This is a genomic window from Trinickia sp. (assembly GCF_051953955.1).
Classification (GTDB): domain Bacteria; phylum Pseudomonadota; class Gammaproteobacteria; order Burkholderiales; family Burkholderiaceae; genus Trinickia.
Genome location: NZ_JBQCIF010000112.1, coordinates 1 through 20,751 on the forward strand (window position 1 = coordinate 1; position 20,751 = coordinate 20,751).

At 64.0% G+C, this 20,751-nt stretch carries 19 protein-coding genes; 5 read left to right on the plus strand and 14 right to left on the minus strand.

Going from position 1 to position 20,751, the window contains the following annotated elements; all coding sequences use genetic code 11:
* Nucleotides 1–1,030 precede the first annotated feature (1,030 nt).
* The 8 genes from ACTHNZ_RS20545 to ACTHNZ_RS20580 form a co-directional block, all read right to left on the minus strand.
* A complete protein-coding gene (locus ACTHNZ_RS20545) occupies nt 1,031–2,170 on the minus strand; it encodes a branched-chain amino acid ABC transporter substrate-binding protein (RefSeq protein ID WP_440544421.1) in 1,140 nt (379 codons plus the stop codon).
* 105 nt (nt 2,171–2,275) lie between these two features.
* Complete coding sequence (locus tag ACTHNZ_RS20550) at nt 2,276–2,992, minus strand: ABC transporter ATP-binding protein (RefSeq protein WP_440544422.1); 717 nt, start codon at nt 2,990–2,992, stop codon at nt 2,276–2,278.
* Complete coding sequence (locus ACTHNZ_RS20555) at nt 2,992–3,768, minus strand: ABC transporter ATP-binding protein (protein ID WP_440544423.1); 777 nt, start codon at nt 3,766–3,768, stop codon at nt 2,992–2,994. The genes ACTHNZ_RS20550 and ACTHNZ_RS20555 overlap by 1 nt, the downstream gene beginning before the upstream one ends.
* 74 nt (nt 3,769–3,842) lie before the next feature.
* Nucleotides 3,843–5,012 (minus strand): ABC transporter permease subunit, encoded by a 1,170-nt coding sequence (locus ACTHNZ_RS20560; RefSeq protein WP_440544424.1) that lies wholly within the window; start codon nt 5,010–5,012, stop codon nt 3,843–3,845.
* Nucleotides 5,013–5,031: 19 nt separating this feature from the next.
* Nucleotides 5,032–5,982: a branched-chain amino acid ABC transporter permease gene (locus ACTHNZ_RS20565; protein ID WP_440544425.1), complete on the minus strand. Its 951-nt coding sequence runs from the start codon at nt 5,980–5,982 to the stop codon at nt 5,032–5,034.
* A 225-nt stretch (nt 5,983–6,207) separates the two neighbouring features.
* On the minus strand, nt 6,208–6,948 hold the full coding sequence (locus tag ACTHNZ_RS20570; protein WP_440544426.1) for a hypothetical protein: 741 nt from the start codon (nt 6,946–6,948) through the stop codon (nt 6,208–6,210).
* A 363-nt stretch (nt 6,949–7,311) separates the two neighbouring features.
* Nucleotides 7,312–8,277: a 4-hydroxy-3-methylbut-2-enyl diphosphate reductase gene (ispH, locus tag ACTHNZ_RS20575; protein ID WP_440544427.1), complete on the minus strand. Its 966-nt coding sequence runs from the start codon at nt 8,275–8,277 to the stop codon at nt 7,312–7,314.
* A gap of 2 nt (nt 8,278–8,279) precedes the next feature.
* Nucleotides 8,280–8,735, minus strand: coding sequence for an FKBP-type peptidyl-prolyl cis-trans isomerase (locus ACTHNZ_RS20580; RefSeq protein WP_440544428.1), 456 nt, complete (start codon nt 8,733–8,735; stop codon nt 8,280–8,282).
* Nucleotides 8,736–9,044: 309 nt separating this feature from the next.
* Here ACTHNZ_RS20580 and radC point away from each other — a divergent pair, with 309 nt between their 5' ends.
* From radC to nadB, 4 genes are all read left to right on the plus strand, one after another.
* Nucleotides 9,045–9,788 (plus strand): RadC family protein, encoded by a 744-nt coding sequence (gene radC, locus ACTHNZ_RS20585; protein ID WP_440544443.1) that lies wholly within the window; start codon nt 9,045–9,047, stop codon nt 9,786–9,788.
* Nucleotides 9,789–10,198: 410 nt separating this feature from the next.
* Nucleotides 10,199–10,432 (plus strand): 50S ribosomal protein L28, encoded by a 234-nt coding sequence (gene rpmB, locus ACTHNZ_RS20590; RefSeq protein WP_115537552.1) that lies wholly within the window; start codon nt 10,199–10,201, stop codon nt 10,430–10,432.
* A gap of 10 nt (nt 10,433–10,442) precedes the next feature.
* Nucleotides 10,443–10,610: a 50S ribosomal protein L33 gene (rpmG, locus tag ACTHNZ_RS20595; protein ID WP_004185395.1), complete on the plus strand. Its 168-nt coding sequence runs from the start codon at nt 10,443–10,445 to the stop codon at nt 10,608–10,610.
* A gap of 177 nt (nt 10,611–10,787) precedes the next feature.
* A complete protein-coding gene (gene nadB / locus ACTHNZ_RS20600) occupies nt 10,788–12,389 on the plus strand; it encodes an L-aspartate oxidase (protein ID WP_440544429.1) in 1,602 nt (533 codons plus the stop codon).
* Here the strand turns inward: nadB and nadC are convergent.
* The 6 genes from nadC to purN all read right to left on the minus strand — a co-directional run bounded on the left by nadC (nt 12,386) and on the right by purN (nt 19,552).
* Entirely contained in the window at nt 12,386–13,267 is an 882-nt protein-coding gene (gene nadC / locus ACTHNZ_RS20605; RefSeq protein ID WP_440544445.1) for a carboxylating nicotinate-nucleotide diphosphorylase, read from the minus strand. The two genes, nadB and nadC, sit on opposite strands and share 4 nt — an antisense overlap.
* 112 nt (nt 13,268–13,379) lie before the next feature.
* A complete protein-coding gene (nadA, locus tag ACTHNZ_RS20610) occupies nt 13,380–14,513 on the minus strand; it encodes a quinolinate synthase NadA (RefSeq protein ID WP_440544430.1) in 1,134 nt (377 codons plus the stop codon).
* A 155-nt stretch (nt 14,514–14,668) separates the two neighbouring features.
* The gene (locus tag ACTHNZ_RS20615) at nt 14,669–15,865 is read right to left on the minus strand and encodes a DesA family fatty acid desaturase (RefSeq protein WP_440544431.1); all 1,197 of its coding nucleotides are present in this window, start codon (nt 15,863–15,865) and stop codon (nt 14,669–14,671) included.
* A 214-nt stretch (nt 15,866–16,079) separates the two neighbouring features.
* Complete coding sequence (locus ACTHNZ_RS20620) at nt 16,080–17,498, minus strand: mechanosensitive ion channel family protein (RefSeq protein WP_440544432.1); 1,419 nt, start codon at nt 17,496–17,498, stop codon at nt 16,080–16,082.
* 3 nt (nt 17,499–17,501) lie between these two features.
* Nucleotides 17,502–18,896, minus strand: a complete 1,395-nt coding sequence (locus ACTHNZ_RS20625; RefSeq protein ID WP_440544447.1) for an RsmB/NOP family class I SAM-dependent RNA methyltransferase — start codon at nt 18,894–18,896, stop codon at nt 17,502–17,504.
* A gap of 5 nt (nt 18,897–18,901) precedes the next feature.
* Nucleotides 18,902–19,552 carry a phosphoribosylglycinamide formyltransferase gene (gene purN / locus ACTHNZ_RS20630; protein ID WP_440544433.1) on the minus strand — a complete coding sequence of 217 codons (651 nt, stop codon included), beginning with the start codon at nt 19,550–19,552 and terminating at the stop codon, nt 18,902–18,904.
* Between the two features lie 150 nt (nt 19,553–19,702).
* On the opposite strand from purN, the gene ACTHNZ_RS20635 reads away from it, so the two are divergent.
* Complete coding sequence (locus ACTHNZ_RS20635) at nt 19,703–20,743, plus strand: bifunctional riboflavin kinase/FAD synthetase (RefSeq protein ID WP_440544434.1); 1,041 nt, start codon at nt 19,703–19,705, stop codon at nt 20,741–20,743.
* Nucleotides 20,744–20,751: the final 8 nt, after the last annotated feature.

Below are 20,751 nucleotides of genomic sequence, written 5' to 3' on the forward strand. Positions count from 1 at the left end.
CGAACTCAACGGGTCTCATCTCGGTTGAAGTCCGATTCTCAAGGACATCCGCATATGAAGAAGGCATCATCGAGAGCAACGAGATGATCAACGCCAGGTATGGAAATCGAAACGTATAGTTCAAAATATCCTCCAGCTTTAGATTGAGGGCAGGGAGCACCGTAGCGCTAGGCCCTCATTGCTCCTTCAAACTCTCGCCGCCATACTCGACGAGAGGACTCAAGAAATACTCCCCCACCCGCCGCCTCCCGCTCTTCACTTCCGCCGTGGCGGACATGCCCGCGAAAGACTCACCCCCTTCCCTTCAATCCGCAGCCGGTTGCTCGACATCCGCAAACGGATCGAGTAAAACAACCCTTGCTTTCGGTCCCGCGTGGCATCGTTCCGCACTTCGACACCTTCCCAGTGAGATAGCCGTAACGCGTGTACCGGAGCCTATCGATCTTGACGGTCGGCACTCCCGTGGACGTTCGCAGAATATCGAAAGCCCGCGCTTGGGGCGAAGCAACGATGAAAGGGATCACACAGGCGAACAGCGCAATTCGCCCGACACCGGAATTAATCAGGTATTCAATGCGCGCGCGATGATGAACAGTGAGACGCGATAGAAACGCAATCACCGGCACTCGCAAACGACAACGACTTTCCCAAAGGAACGACAATGCAACCAAGATGAGCTTCCCCGTTACGACGGCCCGCGAATCGGAGTAAAAATTTGTAATACTTGTAGGGGCGCGATTATGCAGCATTCCTCGTACGAGGCGCAAGCGCTTTGCGTGAAGAATGAAAACTCCAGCAAACGGAAGCCAAACCAAAGCCGAAGCCGTCTTTAGCTGCGGCGGAGAGCCGCGCAAACGTTTAAGACAGCAAATGAATACGATTTCATCGCGTCGTCATGGCGACATGTCGAATCATAAAAAAAACCGCATGCGCCCATCACACATGCGGTTTTTTACAGCGGCCTGGATCTAACCTACTGATCGGAATCGAGGCCTCGGCCAAGCGGCCGAAAGAACGAGCGGAAGCAAACTTACATCGAAACCTTATTGATGAACGTGCGCTTGCCTTCCTTGTAGCCGTAGATCGAGATGACGCCGTGCTTCAGGTCGCCCTTGGCATCGAACGTCGTCTCGCCGATCACACCCTTGTAGTCGCTCGTGGGCATCTCGGCGAGGATCTTGGCCGGATCGGTCGAGTTCGCACGCTTCATTGCATCGACGACGATGTATACGGCATCGTACGTGTACGGCGAGTACAGCACGACATCCTGGCCGTAACGCTTCTTGTACTTCGCGGCGAATGCGGCACCGCCGGCCATTTGGTCGAGACCGACACCGGCTTGCGAGCACAAGATGTTGTCGGCAGCGGGGCCGGCCAGATCGGCGATGTTGGCCGTGCAAACGCCGTCGCCGGCCAGGATCTTCGCGCGCAAGCCCAACTGCTTCGCTTGCTTCGCGAACGGGCCGCCCGTCGCATCCATCGCGCCGATCATGATCGCGTCAGGGTTTTCGCCCTTGATCTTCGTCAAAATCGCGCGGAAGTCCACGGCCTTGTCGTTCGTCGCGTCGTGCGAAACGACGTTCAATCCGGCTGCCTTCGCGGCCTTCTCGAATTCCTGCGCGAGACCTTGGCCGTACGCCGTGGAGTCGTCGACGATCGCAACCTTCTTGACATGCAGATCCTTCGCCGCGTAGTTCGCGAGCGCCGGGCCCTGCTGGGCATCGGTCGCAACGACACGGTACGTCGTCTTGAAGCCTTGCTGCGTGTACTTCGGATTCGTCGCCGAAGGCGAGATCTGCACGATGCCGGCATCGCTGTAGATCTTCGATGCGGGGATCGACGTGCCCGACGTTTCATGGCCCACGACGGCAACGACCTTGTCGTCGACGAGCTTTTGCGCAACTTGCGTCGCCGTGCGCGGGTCGCCTGCGTCGTCTTGCGGGTCGAGCTGGAGCGTCACCTTCTGGCCGCCGATCACGAGGCCCTTCGCGTTGATCTCTTCGATCGCGAGGCGAGCGCCGTTTTCATTGTCCTTGCCTTGGTGAGCCGAACCGCCCGTGAGCGGCGCGACGTGGCCGATCTTGACGATCGTGTCGGCCTGGGCGGCATTGCAGAGTGCGAACGAGAGCGCGGCTGCCGCTGCGCAGCCGGTGAGAAGCGACTTAATCACTGTTGTAATCCCCTTTTTGTAGATCGGGTTTGGATGGCACGACTAGCGGGCCGTGTCGGCCCATTGACAGCGCCCGTGCGGGTAGCACGGGCGCGAGAGAGGATACTACTCGCCGAGATACGCTGCTCGCACCTTCGGATCGTCGAGCATTTGCTTCGCATCGCCCGACATCGTGACCATGCCGGAGTCCATCACGTAGCCGCGATTGGCAGCCTGCAGCGCGAGACGCGCGTTCTGCTCCACGAGCAGAACCGTCAGGCCTTCTTTCGAGATGTCGCGCACGACTTCGAAGATCTTCTCGACCATGATCGGCGAGAGGCCCATCGACGGCTCGTCCAACAGCAGAAGCTTAGGACGGCTGATGATCGCGCGCGCCATCGCCAGCATCTGCTGCTCGCCGCCCGAGAGCGTGCCGGCCAGTTGCTTCGCCCGCTCCTTCAAGCGCGGGAAGTAGCCGAACATGCGCTCGACGTCCTTCTCGATGCCATCGTTGTCGTTGCGCAGATAGGCACCCATCTGCATGTTTTCCAAAATCGACATGCGCGCGAAAATGCCGCGGCCTTCCGGCACCATCGCCAAGCCACGCTTGAGCAGGTCGTGCGGCTGCATGCCTTTGATCGACTCTCCCATGTACTCGATGTCGCCGGCGGCGTACGCCTTCAGGCCCGTAATGGCCTTCATCGTCGTCGTCTTGCCCGCGCCGTTCGCGCCGATCAGCGTAACGAGCTCGCCCTGCGCGACTTCCATGTCGACGCCCTTGACTGCCTGGATGCCGCCGTAATTGACCTGCAGGCCCTTGATTTTCAACATTGCCGTAGCCATCAGTGGACCCCCGCGCCCAGATATGCCTCGATCACCTTCGGGTCCTTCTGCACGTCTTGCGGCAGACCTTCAGCGATCACCTTGCCGTAGTCGAGCACCGTCATGCGGTTGCACAGGTGCATCACCAGCTTCACGTCGTGTTCGATCAACAGAATCGTCTTGCCGTCGTCGCGGATCTTTTCCAAAAGACGCGTGAGTTCGACCTTTTCCGTCGCGTTCATCCCGGCCGCCGGCTCGTCCAACGCCAGCAGCTTCGGATCGGTTGCGAGCGCACGGGCAATCTCGAGGCGGCGCTGGTGGCCGTACGAGAGATTGCGCGCCGTGTAATCGGCGTATTGCAGCACGCCGACGTAATCGAGCAACTCGATCGCGCGTTCGCGGATCTCGCGCTCTTCCTTGCGCTCGGCCGGCGTTTGCAGCACCGCGCCGATCAAGCCGTGCTTGGTGCGCACGTGGCGCCCCACCATCACGTTCTCGAGCGCGGTCATGCCGCCGAACAGACGAATGTTCTGGAACGTGCGGGCGATACCGGCCTGGGCCACCTGGTGAACGGCCGTCGGCGTGTAGTCCTTGCCGTCGAGCTTGAAGTCGCCCGAATCGGGCGTATACAGCCCGGTGATCACGTTGAAGAACGTGGTCTTGCCGGCGCCGTTCGGGCCGATCAAGCCATAGATCGTGCCTTCCTCGATTTTGAGGCCCACGTCCGAGAGGGCCTGCAGACCGCCGAAGCGTTTGTTGACGCCGCTGACGGACAAACGAATGCTTTTGTTGCTCATATAAGTTCTCCTGTGTCGGCCGGAGAAGGTGCGCAAGCACCGACTCGGGCCTCCTGCACAGCTGTCTGCGATCGTTACGCGCGCACCGGCTTCTTCGCGTTGCGCTTGGCCAGTTTCGCGATCTTGTCCTCATGCTTCGGCGCGGGCCACAGGCCTTCCGAGCGATACAGCATGATGAGCACCATCGCCAGGCCGTAGAGCAGCTGACGGATCACTTCCGTGTCCAGGATCTGATGGCCGAACAGCCAATGCTGCAGCGGGCCCATCGTCGAGCGCAGGAACTCGGGGAAGATGGCGAGCAGCACGGCGCCGAGAATCACGCCGGGGATGTGGCCCATGCCGCCGAGCACGACGCAAGCGAGCACCACGACCGATTCCCAGAACGTGAACGACTCGGGCGAAACGAACCCTTGGAAGCCGCCGAACATCGCGCCGGACAAACCGCCGAACGACGCACCCATCGCGAAGGCGAGCAGTTTCACGTTACGCACGTTGATGCCCATCGCCTTGGCGGCGATTTCGTCTTCGCGAATGGCCGCCCAGGCGCGGCCGATGCGCGAGTGCTGCAAGCGCGTGCAAACCCAGATCACGAACAGCGAGCAGAGCACGAACAGGTAGTAATAGAGGTAAACCGACGGCAGTTGCATGCCGAAGATCGTGTGCGTTTGCGCGAGGCTGAAGCCGGCCACGTGCACCGGATCGACGCCCGTGATGCCCTGCGGCCCGTTCGTGATGTTGATCGGACGATCCAAGTTGTTCATGAAGATCCGGACGATCTCCCCGAAACCGAGCGTCACGATCGCCAGGTAGTCGCCGCGCAAACGCAGCGTCGGTGCGCCGAGCAGCACGCCGAACAGCGCGGCCAAGCCCATTGCGATCGGCACGATCAGGAAATACGAGAAGTGCGGACCGTTCGGCCAGATGTTGTGGATCCACGCGAACTGGTTCGACAGATGCGGCGACGTCAGCAGTGCCGCCGTATAGGCGCCCACCGCGTAGAACGCGATATAGCCCAAGTCGAGCAGGCCGGCGAAGCCGACGACGACGTTCAGGCCGAGCGCCAGCATCACGTAGAGCATCGCGAAGTCGAGCACGCGCACCCAGTAGTTGCCGCCCGCCGCGCCGATGATCATCGGTGCTGCAATGACGAAGATTGCCGTCAGCACACCCACGACGAGCGTTTTGGTGGCATTTTTCTCGGGGATGAGCGTCGTGGACGGCTCGATCGGTTGAATGGAAGTCATTTTGCTTTGCTCCTTGCCCTTACGCGCGATCCGCGACACGTTCGCCGAGCAGGCCCGACGGACGGAACACCAAGACGATGATCAGCACGATGAATGCGAACACGTCCTGATAGTTGCTGCCGAAGACGCCGCCGGTCAGGTTGCCGATGTAGCCGGCGCCCAGCTGTTCGATGAGGCCGAGCACCACGCCGCCGACCATCGCGCCGCCGAGGTTGCCGATCCCGCCGAGCACCGCCGCCGTGAACGCCTTCATGCCGGGGATGAAGCCCATGTAGAAGTGGACGTTGCCGTATTCCGAGGCAATCATCACGCCCGCCAACGCGGCCAGCGCGGAGCCGATCATGAATGTGGCCGAGATCACGAAGTTCGGGTTCACGCCCATCAGGCTTGCGACGTTCGGGTTTTCGGCGATCGCGCGCATCGCACGGCCGAGCTTCGTTTTGTGCACGAGCAGGAGCAGGCCGGCCATCACGAGGAAGGCGACGACGATGATCGTGATTTCGGTGGCCGAGATCACGGCGCCGACGCTCGTGTCGGTGGCCTTGATCACGTTGAGCGGATCGGTCGAGATCAGCTGCGGGAACGGCAGCGGGTTGCGCGACCAGATCATCATGGCCAGCGTTTCCAGCAGGATCGATACGCCGATGGCGGTGATCAGCGGAGCCAGGCGCGGTGCGCGGCGCAGTGGCCGGTACGCGGCCCGCTCGATCACGTACCCGACGATCGCGCAGACGACTGCGGCGACGACGAGCCCGATGATGAGCGTGGGAATGTTGCCCAGCCCAGGGAAGTGATTGTGCAGCACCGTGATGGTCGATAGCGCGACCATTGCGCCCACCATCAAAACGTCGCCGTGAGCGAAGTTGATGATGCCTAAGATGCCGTACACCATCGTATAGCCGAGTGCGATGATGGCGTAAACGCTACCAAGCACCAGCCCGTTGAGGATCTGCTGGATGAAGATATCCATTTAAAGCTCCTTAGCCCGTGCGACTGGATCTTCGCTTCACGCCGGTTGTAACGCGGACGGTCTACGAAAACCGCAACGGCACTGCGGGTACTGATAAAAAAACCGGTAAGGGTCGGCCACCTCACGGATACCGCTGAAGCCGTGATTCGGCGGCAGACCCGGTGAGGCGGATGCAAAAACGGCACCGTCGGGTATCCGGTGCCGTCGCGTTGTCATGCTCCGTCACTACACGTTCGCGACGTCGAGGACCGCGGGTACGCTGTCCTTGAGGTCGTGAAGCGTAATGGCGCCGTCTCGCGAGTTGCCGCCGGCACCGAAGGTGGCAAAGGCCTTGCGCGCACTTGCATGCGCGGCGGGCCTCGCCTTCAGCGTCTTGAGCACCTCGATCGAGGCAGCGCACTGCTTTGCGCCCGACACCGCACAAGCGGCAACCGGCGCCAGCGTGCGGAAGCGGTCTTCGCCATCCTGCGCGAAGTCTGCATCCTGGTGTCGGCTCGCCGGCATCGAATCCGCCAGCCCACCGACATGATGCCGCCGCCAAAGCGGCGCGGACGGCATCCCCTTGCCGGCACGCACGCCGCCCGCAAGGATTGTTGCTCCGATTTCGAATGCGGCCTGCGCGGCAGGCAACACACTCGCCGAAAACGTTCCGCCATACCCGCCTGCGCTCGCTCGAGCGCATCCGATGCGGGTGGGGAGAATCGCCGGCGCCGGCTTGCGCGAAGGCGCTTGCCGATGCGGGCGAACGGGCCGCGTGTCTCTCTTCGACCGCGACGCCGCTAGCTTGTTGTTTTCTTTGTCCCGGCAGAAGGACGCCAGGCTCGCCGCCAACCGCGCGGTCTGCCCGAAAGTGACGATAGCCGCCGTCGGATTCGCCGGCGCCGCGACGGCCCATGCCGCGACACCGGTGCTCGCCTCGCCGCCCTTCGTGATGCCGAATGCGGCGTAAGCAAACTTGACTTGCATTAACTAGGTCTCCCGCGCCTTGCTCGATACCGTTGCCAAAAGATCCAGGGATCTTGAGGACGCGCGCATTGTAACTCCAATTGCCGAAAGGCCAATATGCTTACTCGCCAGGGTTTTCCTGCATTGCAACCTTTTTTTGAGACCCTTATTTGGTGCACGGCGCAACCGAGTTGCAACGTTTGAGCGTTTATTGGGAGCAACCTTCGCGTGCGCGGGCCAGCGGAAAATAAAAAAGCGCACCGGAGAGAAGCGCGCTTTTCGGGACAACAAAAAGGGGATTAGGGAAAACCACGAGCAGTTGAATTACCGCGCGAACGCGCGGGCGCCGCCGGAACACGGTGCGTTTTCGAGATCGTCGGATCGTCAATTCGGCAGGGTCAGCCCACGCGGCAGCGGGAAAGCGATGTTCTCCTCGATTCCCTCGAGGGCGCGAACGTTGCGCACACCGAGTTCGCGCAAACGCCCGATGACGGCTTGTGCGAGCACCTCGGGGGCGGAAGCCCCGGCGGTGACGCCGATGCGCAGCTTGCCTGCGACCCAAGCCGGCTCGATCTGATCCGGCGAATCCACCATATAGGCGGGCACGCCGCGCTTCTCGGCGACTTCGCGCAGCCGGTTCGAGTTCGAGCTGTTCGGGCTGCCGACGACGATCACGACATCGCATTGCGGCGCCATGAACTTCACGGCGTCCTGCCGGTTCTGCGTCGCATAGCAGATGTCCTGCTTCTTCGGCTCGCGAATTTCGGGGAAGCGCGCCTTCAGCGCGGCGATGATATCGGCGGCATCATCGACCGACAGCGTCGTTTGCGTGACGAAGGCGATGCGCGCGGGATCGTCGACCTCGAGCGCATTGACGTCTTCGATACTTTCGACGAGATACATGCCCTCGCCGCACTGCCCCATCGTCCCCTCCACTTCGGGATGCCCCTTGTGGCCGATCATGACGATGTCGAGCCCCTCCTGGCGCATCTTCGCCACTTCGATGTGAACCTTCGTGACGAGCGGGCACGTCGCGTCATAGATGCGCAGGCCTCGCGCCTCGGCCTCCTCGCGCACCGATTTCGAGACGCCGTGCGCGCTGAAAATCACGGTGCTGCCCGCGGGAACCTCCTCGAGCTGCTCGATGAACACCGCGCCCTTCTTGCGCAGATCCTCGACCACATAGGCATTGTGGACGATCTCATGGCGCACGTAGATCGGGGCGCCGAACAGCTTGATCGCGCGTTCGACGATCTCGATGGCGCGATCGACCCCCGCGCAAAAGCCGCGCGGCTGGGCCAGCAGGATTTCCGCCTCGGTAGCGGCGAGCGTGGTATCCGTGAGGCTCATGTCTACAGAATTCCGATGATGTGCACTTCGAACGTCAGCGCCTGGCCGGCGAGCGGGTGATTGAAGTCGAACAATGCCGAGGTTTCGCCGATTTCCTTGAGCACGCCGGCATAGCGGCCGCCGCCGGGCGCATTGAACTCGATCAGATCGCCCGGCGCAAAATCCTCGCCGACCATGCCGTTCTCGCGCAAGGTGGCGAGCGAGACGCGCTGGATGAGCTCGGGATTGCGCGGGCCGAACGCCGCGCCCTCGCCTAGCTGGAAGGTCGAGTGGTCGCCCGTCTTCATCCCCATGAGAATGTCCTCGAGCGGCTCGGCCAGTTGTCCGGCTCCGAGCAGCAAGGTTGCCGGCTTGTCGCCGAAGGTGTTGACGATGTCGGCGCCATCGGCAAGTGCGAGCCGGTAGTGAAGCGTGACATGCGAGCCGGCTTTCACTTCTGAAATATCGATGATGCTCATGGAGTCGCTCGTTGGGCAAACGCGATTGCGCGGGGCGGCCCGCCGCGTCGCGCGAAGGCTGCATTGGGGGCAAACGTACGCAGCGCACGGACGCGCCGCATGGGGCTGCCCGTGGCTCCGGGGCCCCGGGGCGTCCGCCTTGGCGGACGACTGCCCGCGGCACGCAGTCCCGCGCAAAGGCTCTATTGTAAGCCACCTGGCGTCGCGCGGCGCGCACGCCCTAGAAGGCGGGCTCGCCCGCCCGCTCGAAAACCACTACTGGGAGATCTGTTGATGCTAGATGGTTCCGTCGTTTCAATGCCGATGCCCATGCCGATGCCGATGCCGATGCCCGCGCCGGTGCCGGTGCCGGTGCCGGTGCCGGTGCCCGCGCGCGCGTGCCGCCCTCGCCCGGGCACGGCACGCGACATGCCGCGCGAGCGGCTCTTCGGCGCCGGGCCGGCCGTGTTGTCCGACACCGAGCTCGTGGCGATCTTTCTCGGTTCGGGCCTGCCCGGCCATGACGTTTTCGAGGTCGCGCGCTCGCTGCTCGAGCGTTTCGGGTCGCTGCGCGCGATGCTGGACGCCACGCCCGCCGATTTCCACGGCCTGCGCGGCATCGGGCCGGCGAAGACGGCGGTTTTGCTCGCGGTCGTCGAAATGGCACGCCGCGCCCTGGCCGAGCAGGTGCGCGAGCAGCCGCTCGTCGATTCGACATCGGCCGTGCAAGATTACGTGCGCTTGCTGATCGGCGCGCGGCCGTACGAAGTATTCGTCTGCCTGTACCTCGATGCGCGCCATCGGCTGATCGAGACGGAGGAAACGTCGCGCGGCTCGCTCACTCGCCTGGCCGTCTACCCGCGCGAGATCGTGCGCCGCGCGCTCGACACCAACGCGGCGAGCCTCATCGTCGCGCATAATCACCCGTCCGGCGCCGTCCACCCGAGCGCGAGCGACCGCCAGCTCACGCAGGTGCTGCGCGATGCGCTGGCGCTGATCGACGTGCGGCTCGTCGATCACCTCGTGGTCGGCCGTCACGACGTCTTTTCGTTCGCGCACGCTGGCTGGCTTTGAACGCTGTGCCCGAGGCCTTCTTCCCGCTTTCCGCCACGCCTTCCGCGGCGCGCTCTGCCGCCCTCCGGCCGCGAACGAGCAGCGCCGCCGCAAGCGAACGCAAATTCGGTTTGATTTTTCGGCGCTTTTTCTGCTAGAATCGCCGTCTGCCTGTTTCCAACCCCGTTCAGAAGCTTGGGGGAAGGTCGCCGCGACTGGTTGCTGATCGGCTTCCCGTGCCCAATTTGGGCCGCCCGCCATCGGTTATCCATCGCTTTCACGCGGCTTAGCAGCTTTATCGGGGCCACGCGCCATGCGGCCGGTGCCCCGTTCATGCTAGGAACGGCGAGATAAGCGGCGGTGTCGACCTTTCCTGTTAGGCCCGACCCAGGCTTGAACCCCGAATTTAAGCGTTTTAGGAGTGCTCTCATATGGCACGCGTATGCCAAGTAACTGGGAAAGCGCCGATGAGCGGCAACAACGTTTCCCACGCGAACAACAAGACGAAGCGGCGCTTCCTGCCGAACCTGCAATACCGCCGTTTCTGGGTGGAAAGCGAAAACCGTTTCGTGCGCCTGCGCGTGTCGAACGCCGGTCTGCGCCTCATCGATAAGAACGGCATCGATTCCGTGCTCGCCGATCTGCGCGCACGCGGCGAAATCTAAGGAGTAAGTCATGGCCAAGGGCGCACGCGACAAGATCAAGCTGGAGTCGACCGCAGGCACGGGTCACTTCTATACCACGACGAAGAACAAGCGCAACATGCCGGAAAAGATGGAGATCATGAAGTTCGATCCCGTCGCCCGCAAGCATGTGGCGTATAAGGAAACGAAGATCAAGTAATCGCGCTCGATCGGTTTCCTGCGAGTCGAAAGACTCTCCAAAGCCCCGCCGTGTGCGGGGCTTTTTGTTGTCCACTACCCATTGCCGATGCGGGCGCGGTATGCTCACCGGCTTACCCGCGCGTTTTCAACCGGCCATGGCAATGGGTGCAAGCGGGGCTGGAACAAGGACTTGCAGATGAATTTCGACGTCGTAATCGTTGGCAGCGGGCTCGCAGGCTTGACGCTCGCATTGAATCTCGCTGACAAGCGGCGTGTCGCCGTCATCGCCAAGCGATCGATGACCGAAGGCGCGAGCGACTGGGCGCAAGGCGGAATTGCCGCAGTGCTCGATTCGGCCGACAGCGTGGAAAACCATGTCGACGATACACTCGTGGCAGGAGGCGGCCTATGCGACGAGGCCGCCACGCGTTACATCGTCGAGCACGGCCGAGCCGCGATCGAATGGCTGATCGCGCAAGGCGTACCGTTCACGCGCGACGATGCCGCGGAGCTCGGCTTCCATTTGACCCGAGAAGGCGGCCACAGCCACCGGCGCATCATCCATGCGGCCGATGCCACCGGCCACGCGGTCGTCGCGACGCTGTCCGAGCGCGTGCGCTCGCACCCGAACATCACGCTGCTCGAAGACCATTACGCGATCGACCTCATCACGTCCGATCGCCTCGGCCTGCCGGGCCGCCGCTGTCATGGCCTTTACGCGCTCGATCTGGCCGGCGGCCGCACGGTGACGCTCGAAGCACCGCATACGATCCTTGCGACCGGCGGCGCCGGGAAGGTCTATTTGTATACGACCAACCCCGATACCGCGACCGGCGACGGCATCGCGATGGCATGGCGAGCGGGCTGCCGCGTCTCGAACATGGAGTTCATCCAGTTCCACCCGACGTGCCTGTTTCACCCCTACGCAAAGTCTTTCCTGATCACGGAGGCCGTGCGCGGCGAAGGCGGCAAGCTCGTCTTGCCCGACGGCACGCGGTTCATGCCCGCTCACGATGAACGCGCCGAGCTCGCGCCGCGCGACATCGTCGCTCGCGCGATCGACTTCGAAATCAAGAAGCGCGGCATCGATTGCGTCTATCTCGACATCAGCCACCAACCGGCGGCGTTCCTGCACGAACACTTCCCGACGATCCTCGCGCGCTGCCTGGAGTTCGGCATCGACATCACGAAAGATCCGATTCCCGTCGTGCCCGCGGCACACTATACGTGCGGCGGCGTCGTCACCGATTTGGCCGGACGCACCGACTTGGCGGGCCTGTATGCCGTCGGCGAGACATCGTGCACGGGCCTGCACGGCGCGAACCGGCTCGCCAGCAATTCACTGCTCGAATGCCTCGTCATCGGCCGCTCGGCCGCCAACGCAATCGAGCGCGAAGGATTCGATGCCGCCGGCCATGCGCCGCTGCCCGACTGGGACGAAAGCCGTGTGTCCGATCCCGACGAAGAGGTCGTCGTCGCTCACAATTGGGACGAGCTGCGCCGGCTCATGTGGAATTACGTCGGCATCGTGCGGACCGACAAGCGGCTCGCGCGCGCCAAGCACCGCATCGCGCTACTGCGCGATGAAATTCAGGAGTATTACGCGAACTTCAAGGTGAGCCGGGACCTGCTCGAACTGCGCAATCTCGTCGACGTGGCCTCGTTGATCGTCGAGAGCGCGCGCTCGCGCCGCGAGAGCCGCGGCCTGCATTTTTCGCGCGATTGGCCGTCCGCGCTGCCCAAGGCATTGCCGACCGTCCTCTCGCCCGAACGGGTGCCGAACCGTAAGATTTCTTAAATCAAGCGCATCGAGTAGTCGGTCGCGCGCACGTCTTTCGTCAGCGCGCCGATCGAAATGCGATCGACGCCCGTTTCGGCAATCGTGCGCACGGTATCGAAATTTACACCGCCCGATACTTCGAGCAGCGCGCGCCCGGCCGTGAGCTTGACCGCATCGCGCATCGCGTCGAAGGAGAAGTTGTCGAGCAAAACCGACTCGGCGCGATGTGCGAGCGCCGACTCCAATTGTTCGAGTGTCTCGACCTCGATTTGAATCGGTACGCCGGCATCGAGCGCATAGGCCGCATCCAAGGCCGCACCGACACCGCCGGCCGCGGCAATGTGGTTCTCTTTGATGAGAATCCCGTCGTACAACGCGAGACGGTGATTCGCGCCGCCACCGACGCGCACGGCGTACTTTTGCGCGAGGCGCAAGCCGGGAAGCGTCTTGCGCGTATCCAGGATGTGCGCGCGCGTACCCGCGACGGCATCGACATAGCGCCGCGTGACCGTTGCGACGCCCGATAGCAACTGCAGGAAGTTCAGGCCGTTTCGTTCGGCCGTCAGCAGCGACCGCGCCGGACCGCGCAGAAAGCAGACAGCCGAATCGGCCGTCATGACGTCGCCTTCGCGGTAGCGCCAGTCGATCTCGATCGACGGGTCCACCTGCCGCATGACGGCGACGAACCAAGGCACCCCGCAAAGCACGGCTTCTTCACGCACGAGAATGCGCGCGTTGCGGATCGAATCGGCCGGTACGAGGCGCCCCGTGCGATCGCCGTCGCCGACATCCTCTGCGAGGGCGTCCGCGACGTTGCGCTCGAGCGCCGCATCGAATGCCGCACCGTAGCGCGCGCGGATTTCGGCGAAAAGCGGCGAAACGGCGCCGTCACTCAACGTTGCTTCTTGCACGGTATTGACTCCGTTGTTTCATCTGCCGCGCCGGTTCGGCCTCCTCGGCACGATGCGAATAGGTTGGACGGGGGGGGCGAGAGCACGCGGGCACGCGTCAAGCAGGCCCGATGCCCGCGAACAACGCCGTATCGCGGGCGAGGTCGCCGCTTGCCTGCACACGCTTCTTGTGAGCGGCAGCGAACGCAAGCATCCGATCGATCGGTAGCCGCGCGCGCTCGCCGATCGCCGCATCGACGAAGATCTCGTTGTGGCCGCGTTCGAGCACCTCCACCAGATTCGCGAGCCCGTTCATCGCCATCCAAGGGCAATGCGCGCAACTCTTGCAGGTGGCGCTGTTGCCGGCCGTCGGCGCGGCGATGAACGTCTTGCCGGGCGCCGCCATCCGCATCTTGTGCAAGATGCCGAGGTCGGTCGCCACGATGAATTGCGTCGCGTCGATCCGCGTGGCCGCGTCGATCAACTGCGTGGTCGAGCCGACGACGTCCGCTTGTGCCACGACACTCGCGGGCGATTCGGGGTGCACGAGCACCTTCGCCCCTGGATGCTCCGCGCGTAGCAAATCGAGTTCGATGCCCTTGAACTCGTCGTGAACGAGGCAGGACCCCTGCCAGAGCAGCATGTCCGCGCCCGTCTGCCGCTGAATGTAGTCGCCGAGATGGCGATCGGGCGCCCAAAGAATTTTTTCGCCGCGCGCGTGGAGGTGGGCAACGATCTCGAGACCGATCGAAGACGTGACCATCCAATCGGCACGGGCCTTTACCGCCGCACTCGTGTTGGCGTAGACGACGACGGTGCGATCGGGGTGCGCATCGCAATACGCCGAAAATTCGTCTGCGGGACAGCCCAGATCGAGCGAGCACGTCGCATCGAGATCGGGCATCAGAATGCGTTTGCGGGGACTCAGGATCTTAGCCGTCTCGCCCATGAACCGCACGCCCGCCACGACCAGCGTTTGCGCCTCGTGATCACGACCGAAGCGCGCCATTTCGAGCGAATCGGCGACGCACCCGCCCGTTTCGTCGGCCAGTTCCTGCAGTTCCGCGTCAACATAGTAATGCGCAACGAGAACGGCCTTCTCGCGCGCGAGCAACTCGCGCACGCGTGCCTTCAAATGGACGCGCTCCTCAGGTGTCGGTGCAGGCGGCACTTTCGCCCAAGCGTGACCGACGCCGCAGACGGCGCCGTCCCGCGGCTTGTCGAATTCGACGGTTTTGATGGCCGGATCCATCGTGTTCTCCTAGTCCGCCTGGCGGCGTTGGCCTCTTGCCTGGCGGCCGAGGTGAGCCGAGCGCATCGATTACAAGGGCCCCAAAAAAGCAACACCCCGCCAACGCGGGGTGTGTGACGTAACGAAATTTTAATGGATTTCGCGTGTAGGCGTGCTCAGGCGTAGCGGCGCAGGCGCATCGCAAATTCCTGCAGTGCCTTGATGCCGCTCTGCTCGGCGCGATGGCACCAGTCTTGGAGCTGTACCAGCAGTTGTTCGCGCGAGGCGTTCGAGCGGTCCCAAATCGCGCTCAGATCGTTGCGCAATTCGATGAACGTACGCAGCGTCTGGCTGTTTGCGAAGATTTCGGGCAATTGACGCTTCTGCGGCTCGTCGAGCCCTGCTTCTTCCTTATGGAACCAGCTGCGCGCCCCACGCATCAGCTGATATTTCTCGCGCGAGCCGATCTCCTTCAAACGCACGAGTTCTTGGCGATAGGCGCGCTTGACCGTCTTGGCATAGCGCGCCATGACTTCGTAGCGATTGCTCAGCACGGCCTGCAACGTCTCTTGATCGAGCACGAGCTTGCGTGCCGCAAGGCGCGGCGTGGGTGCGACCTTCTTGACCTTCGCGAGGCCGACGGCGGACATCATGCGAATGTAGAGCCAGCCGATGTCGAACTCGTACCACTTGTTCGAGAGCTTCGCCGACGTGGCGAACGTGTGGTGGTTGTTGTGAAGCTCCTCGCCGCCGATGATGATGCCCCACGGGAAGATGTTCGTGCTCGCGTCCGACGAGTTGAAGTTGCGGTAGCCCCAGAAGTGCGCGAGCCCGTTGACGACGCCGGCCGCCCAGAACGGGATCCAGATCATCTGCACCGCCCACACCGACAAGCCGACGATGCCGAACAGCGCGACGTCGATCACCATCATGACGCTCACGCCGAGAATCGGATAGCGCGTGTAGAGATTGCGCTCGATCCAGTCGTTCGGCGTGCCGTGGCCGAACCGGCGCAGGGTTTCTTCGTTCTTGGCCTCTGCGCGATAGAGCTCGGCGCCTTCGAGCAGGACCTTCCAGATCCCGCGCGTCTGCGGGCTGTGCGGATCTTCCTCGGTCTCGCACTTCGCATGGTGCTTGCGGTGGATCGATGCCCACTGGCCCGTCAGCATGCCCGTGCTCATCCAGAGCCAAAAGCGGAAGAAATGGCTCGCGATCGGATGCAGCTCGAGCGCCCGGTGTGCCTGGCAGCGGTGCAGATAAACCGTCACGCCGATGATCGTCACGTGTGTGACGGCGAGCGTGAACAGTACGATCTGCCACCACGAAAACCGAAGGAAACCGTGTGAAAGGAAATCGAGAAGGGAATTCAGCAAGGCGTTTTACCTGTATTGCAGCGACACCCGGCTCGGGGGCGGGGCGTCAAAAAGTTGAAAGCAGGCTTTCAAAGCTGACCGGCATTCTACTGCAACGGCCGCAAGTATTTGTAACAAAATAGATTTTGCCCCACGAACGGCCGCCGCGGACACCCGTGTTTTCACCCAATGCGCGGCCCGGCTGCCGGTTGCGGCCAATCGTCGCAGGGAGCGCTCACGCACCCGCCGACGCATCCCGAGCGAACGGCGTGCCCGGCTCGCACGGCGGCTCGACGCGCGGCGCCGAAGCAACAGCGGCCGCACGGTCCGGCCCTATCTCCACCGCGCCGCCCAATGCGGCCGGCAAGCCACCGATCAAATGCACGTCACGCCGGGCATACGGAATGGAAATGCCGTTTTCGTTGAAGAGCCGCCAAATGTTGCGGTTGACCGTCGAACGCGTGCCGGCGGTGCCCTTGGCGGCTTCCTCGATCCAAAAACCGAGCTCGAGACTGATGCCGTCCGAGCCGAAACCCACGAGATAGGCTGCCGGCGCCGGATCGGGCAGCACGCGTTCGACGCCTTGCGCCGCCTCGACGAGCAGCGCCATCGCGCGATCGAGATCGGAGGTGTAGGCGATCTGCACGGCCGCCTTGGCGTAGCCGCGGGTCAGATACGACGAATGATTCTGCACGACGTCGGTGATGAGCTTCTCGTTCGGGATCAGGGTTTCGATGCCGTCGAGGCCGCGCACCGTCGTGTAGCGCGTGCGGATTTCCGTCACCTGGCCTTGGAGCCCCGAGACGTTGATCGTGTCGCCGATCCGCAGCGATCGATCGATGAGGATGATGAAGCCCGACACATAGTTGCTCGCCACCTTCTGCAAGCCGAAGCCGAGCCCGACGCCGAGCGCGCCGCCGAACACGCCGAGCACCGTGATGTCGATGCCGACGAGCGAAAAGCTGACGAGCACCGCGGCGAGCAGCAGCAGCGCACGCCCGAGGCGCGAAAGCACGACCTTCAGGTTCGCATCGATCGAATGCGCCCGCATCACGCGGTCTTCGTAGACGGACCCGAGCCAGAGCGCGAAGATCACGGTGGCGCAGACCCAGACGAGGCCGGTCGTGAGCGAAAGCAGCGTCATGTGCGCGGTGCCCACGCGGAATCGTACCGATGCCATCCAGCGCAGCACCTCGTCCTGGATGCCGAGCACGGTCACGACCATGCCGGCCCAGACGAGGACGGAGACGAGCTTCTCGGAGATCGAGAGCCAGGCGTGGGCCTGCCCCGAGCGCGCGAACGAACGACGCGCGATGAAGAAAACGATGTAGATTGACGCGATGCCGATCAGCGGCACGAGGGCGAGTTCGAGCAGCGACGTCGACATGTAGTCGTCGAGGACCGTCTGTACGCTCCACACGAGCACGCCGCCGAGCAGCGGGAACAACGCCTTGTGCAGGCTCTCGGCGCCGAAGCGTACCGCTTCGTGCCGAGCCCGCCGGCGCGAATCGAGCATGCGGCGCGCGAGCCGCGCGAACAGCCACGCGACGAGCAGCGTGCCGAGCAGCGTGCCCGCCTGCCAGATCATCACGGGCTCGCCGTAATCGCGGACAATGCCGGCCAGCATGTGGGAAAGGATGCGATTCTCGGCCATCGGTCAAGCGTTTTCGCGGCGCTCGAGGACGGCGGCGAAAAAACCGTCCGTCGCGTGCCGGTGCGGCCAGAGCGAGAGGTAGTCGCCCATTTCCAGTTCGACGCGCTGCTCGGCGAGCACCTGGCCCGCCGGCACGAGCACGAAGCCGGGATGCTCGGCTAGGAACTGCGCGACGATCGCTTCGTTCTCTGCCTCGAGCATGCTGCAGGTCGCATAGACGAGGCGCCCGCCCGGCTTCACGAGCCGTGCCGCGCTCGCGAGGATCGAGGCCTGCTTCGGCACGAGTTCCTCGACCGAGGTCGGATTTTGGCGCCATTTCAAGTCCGGGTTGCGACGCAGCGTGCCGAGCCCGCTGCACGGCGCATCGACGAGCACACGGTCGATCTTCCCGGCCAAGCGCTTGATCTTCGCGTCGTGCTCGCTGTCGATCAGCACGGGATGCACGTTCGACAAGCCGCTGCGCGCGAGCCGCGGCTTGAGCTTGGCCAGGCGCCGGTCGGATACGTCGAATGCATAGAGCCGCCCCGTCGATCGCATGGCGGCTCCGAGCGCGAGCGTCTTGCCGCCCGCGCCGGCGCAGAAATCGACGATCATCTCGCCGCGGCGCGGCGCGACGAGTGCGCACAGCAGCTGGCTGCCTTCGTCCTGCACTTCGATCCAGCCGTCCTCGAACGGCTTGAGCTTGGTCAGCGCGGGCTTGCCGGCCACGCGCACGCCGAGCGGCGCGAACGGCGTGGCGCCGGCCTCGATGCCCGCTGCCTGCAGCGCGTCGAGCACCTGCTCGCGGCCGGCCTTGATCGGATTGACGCGCAGATCGAGCGGCGCCGGATAGTTGAGCGAGGCGGCAAGCTGCGCCAATTCATCGGCGGCGAACCGCTTCGAGAGCGCTTCCACGATCCAATCGGGCAAATTCGTGCGCACGCGCAGCGGCAGGCTGGCCGGATCGATCTTCGACACATGCTCGAGCCACGCGCCTTCCGCCTCGGAAACGAACGGCAGCAGCGCCGCGCGGCCGACCGTCTGCATGAGGCCGAGCAGCGTCAGGCGCCGCGTCGGACTGCCGCTGCCGCTCTCGGCCAGATGCGCGAACTCCATGCGCCGGCGCAGCACGGCGAAGACGGCCTCGGCGATGATGCCGCGCTCGGCATGGCCGAGCTTCGGATGGGCACGGAAGAATCGGCTCGTGGTGGCATCGGCCGGCCCCGTGAACTTCAGGACCTCGGCGAGCAGCGTTTCGGTCTGGCCGATCAAGAACCCGTGCAGGACGGAATCGCGCTTGCCGCCGACGCGGCCTGCCGCGTGGGGACCTTTCGGCGAGCCCTTCGCCAACGGTTTCGACGGAGCTTTGACGGCGCCGCCCGGCGAACCTTTCGGCGCACCCTTCTCTTTGTTCTTCATGTTCTTCATACGGCCGTCCCTTGCTGATCCGAAAAAAACCATTGCGGTTCGGGCGGCGTCACGGCCACGCGCAACCCCGCGAGCGTCAAGCGGCCTTCGACGAACCAACGCACGGCACGCGGATAAATGACATGCTCGACGGCGAGCAGCCGCGCGGCCAGCGTGCCGGCATCGTCGGCCGCCGTCACCGGAATGGCGCCTTGCACGACGATCGGGCCGTGATCGAGCTCACGCGTCACGAAATGCACGGTGGCGCCGTGCAGCGCGACGCCGGCTTCGAGCGCGCGCTCGTGCGTGCGCAGGCCCGGAAAGCTCGGCAGCAACGACGGATGGACGTTCAACATGCGGCCGGCGTAGCGTTCGACGAAGCCGAGCGTGAGCACGCGCATGAACCCGGCGAGCACGACGAGATCGGGGGCGAAGCTGTCGATGGCGTCGGCAAGCGCGATGTCGAACGCTTCGCGATCGGCGAAACCGCCATGTTCGACGACGGCCGTGGGAATCCCTTGTGCAGCCGCGAATGCGAGCCCGGCCGCGCCGGGCCGGTTCGAGACGACGGCCGCGATGCGCGCCGGCCAGCGCTCGGCGGCGCAGGCGCGTACGATGGCTTCCATGTTGCTGCCGCGCCCGGAAATCAAAATCACGATATTTTTCATCCGGCGATTTTATCACCCGGGGGCCTCGCAAAAGCCGCGCAACCGCCGCGCCGGGCGCCGAGCGTTTATAATCTTTTGCTTTGCGGCATTTGCCGCGCGGTCCCGAGAGGATCGGCTTTGCGGCGTCGTGCCGCCCACCCAACGGCTATCGTGAGAGTCTTCCGCGGTCTTCCCAACGCCGAAAGCCGCGCGCCCTGCGCGCTGACGATCGGCAACTTCGACGGTGTCCACCGCGGCCACCAGGCGCTGCTCGCCCGTGTGAACGAGGCGGCGCGCGCGCGCGGCCTGCCCGTGTGCGTCATGACCTTCGAGCCCCATCCGCGCGAATTCTTCAACCCCGCCGGCGCGCCGCCGCGCATCGCGATGCTGCGCGACAAACTGGAAGCGCTGCGCACGAACGGCGTCGAGCGCGTCGTGGTGGAGCATTTCAATCACACGTTCGCGAGCCAATCGCCCGAAGCGTTCGTCAAGCGCATCCTCGTCGAGGGCTTGCATGCGCGCTGGGTGCTGATCGGCGACGACTTCCGTTATGGCGCCAAGCGCGCCGGCGATTTCGCCTCGCTCGAGGCCGCCGGCGAGCAATACGGGTTCGAGGTCGAGCAGATGGCGACCATCGCCGACCCGAGCGGCGCTCGTATTTCGAGCTCGGGCGTGCGGGCCTCGCTCGTCGCGGGCGATCTCGATGCGGCCCGTGCCGCGCTAGGGCGCCCGTACGAGATCAGCGGGCACGTCACGCACGGGTTGAAGCTCGGCCGCGATTTGGGCTTCCCGACGCTGAACCTGCCGATCGCGCACAAGCGCCCGGCGCTCGCGGGCATCTTCATCGTGCGCGTGCACGGCATCGAAGCGGCGCCGCTACCGGGCGTCGCCAGTCTGGGGCTGCGCCCGACCGTCGACGATTCGGGCCGCGTGCTGCTCGAAGTGCATTTGCTCGATTGGCACGGCGACGCCTATGGCAAACTCGTGCGCGTCGAATTTTTGAAGAAGCTGCGCGACGAGGAAAAATTCAAGGACCTCGAAACGCTGACGGCGGCCATCGCGCGCGACGTCGCGCACGCGCACGCCTACTTCGCCGCGCTCGGCGGCGCCGGCGCGAGCGAGGCCCCCGGTGACGCGGGCGCAGCGGCCGATGCCGCGTCGGGCAGCCGCACGACGGCCTTTTCCACGTCGGCAACGGACCGAATTCGCTAGCCGCCCAC

Coding starts and splice junctions, on each gene's coding strand:
- ACTHNZ_RS20565 (WP_440544425.1), bottom strand. CDS start 5,982: ATGGATATCTTCATCCAGCAGATCCTCAACGGGCTGGTGCTTGGTAGC.
- purN (WP_440544433.1), bottom strand. CDS start 19,552: ATGAAAAATATCGTGATTTTGATTTCCGGGCGCGGCAGCAACATGGAA.
- radC (WP_440544443.1), top strand. CDS start 9,045: ATGCCGATGCCGATGCCGATGCCCGCGCCGGTGCCGGTGCCGGTGCCG.
- rpmB (WP_115537552.1), top strand. CDS start 10,199: ATGGCACGCGTATGCCAAGTAACTGGGAAAGCGCCGATGAGCGGCAAC.
- ACTHNZ_RS20555 (WP_440544423.1), bottom strand. CDS start 3,768: ATGAGCAACAAAAGCATTCGTTTGTCCGTCAGCGGCGTCAACAAACGC.
- nadA (WP_440544430.1), bottom strand. CDS start 14,513: ATGGATCCGGCCATCAAAACCGTCGAATTCGACAAGCCGCGGGACGGC.
- ispH (WP_440544427.1), bottom strand. CDS start 8,277: ATGAGCCTCACGGATACCACGCTCGCCGCTACCGAGGCGGAAATCCTG.
- ACTHNZ_RS20620 (WP_440544432.1), bottom strand. CDS start 17,498: ATGGCCGAGAATCGCATCCTTTCCCACATGCTGGCCGGCATTGTCCGC.
- nadB (WP_440544429.1), top strand. CDS start 10,788: ATGAATTTCGACGTCGTAATCGTTGGCAGCGGGCTCGCAGGCTTGACG.
- ACTHNZ_RS20570 (WP_440544426.1), bottom strand. CDS start 6,948: ATGCAAGTCAAGTTTGCTTACGCCGCATTCGGCATCACGAAGGGCGGC.
- ACTHNZ_RS20550 (WP_440544422.1), bottom strand. CDS start 2,992: ATGGCTACGGCAATGTTGAAAATCAAGGGCCTGCAGGTCAATTACGGC.
- ACTHNZ_RS20560 (WP_440544424.1), bottom strand. CDS start 5,012: ATGACTTCCATTCAACCGATCGAGCCGTCCACGACGCTCATCCCCGAG.
- rpmG (WP_004185395.1), top strand. CDS start 10,443: ATGGCCAAGGGCGCACGCGACAAGATCAAGCTGGAGTCGACCGCAGGC.
- ACTHNZ_RS20580 (WP_440544428.1), bottom strand. CDS start 8,735: ATGAGCATCATCGATATTTCAGAAGTGAAAGCCGGCTCGCATGTCACG.
- ACTHNZ_RS20625 (WP_440544447.1), bottom strand. CDS start 18,896: ATGAAGAACAAAGAGAAGGGTGCGCCGAAAGGTTCGCCGGGCGGCGCC.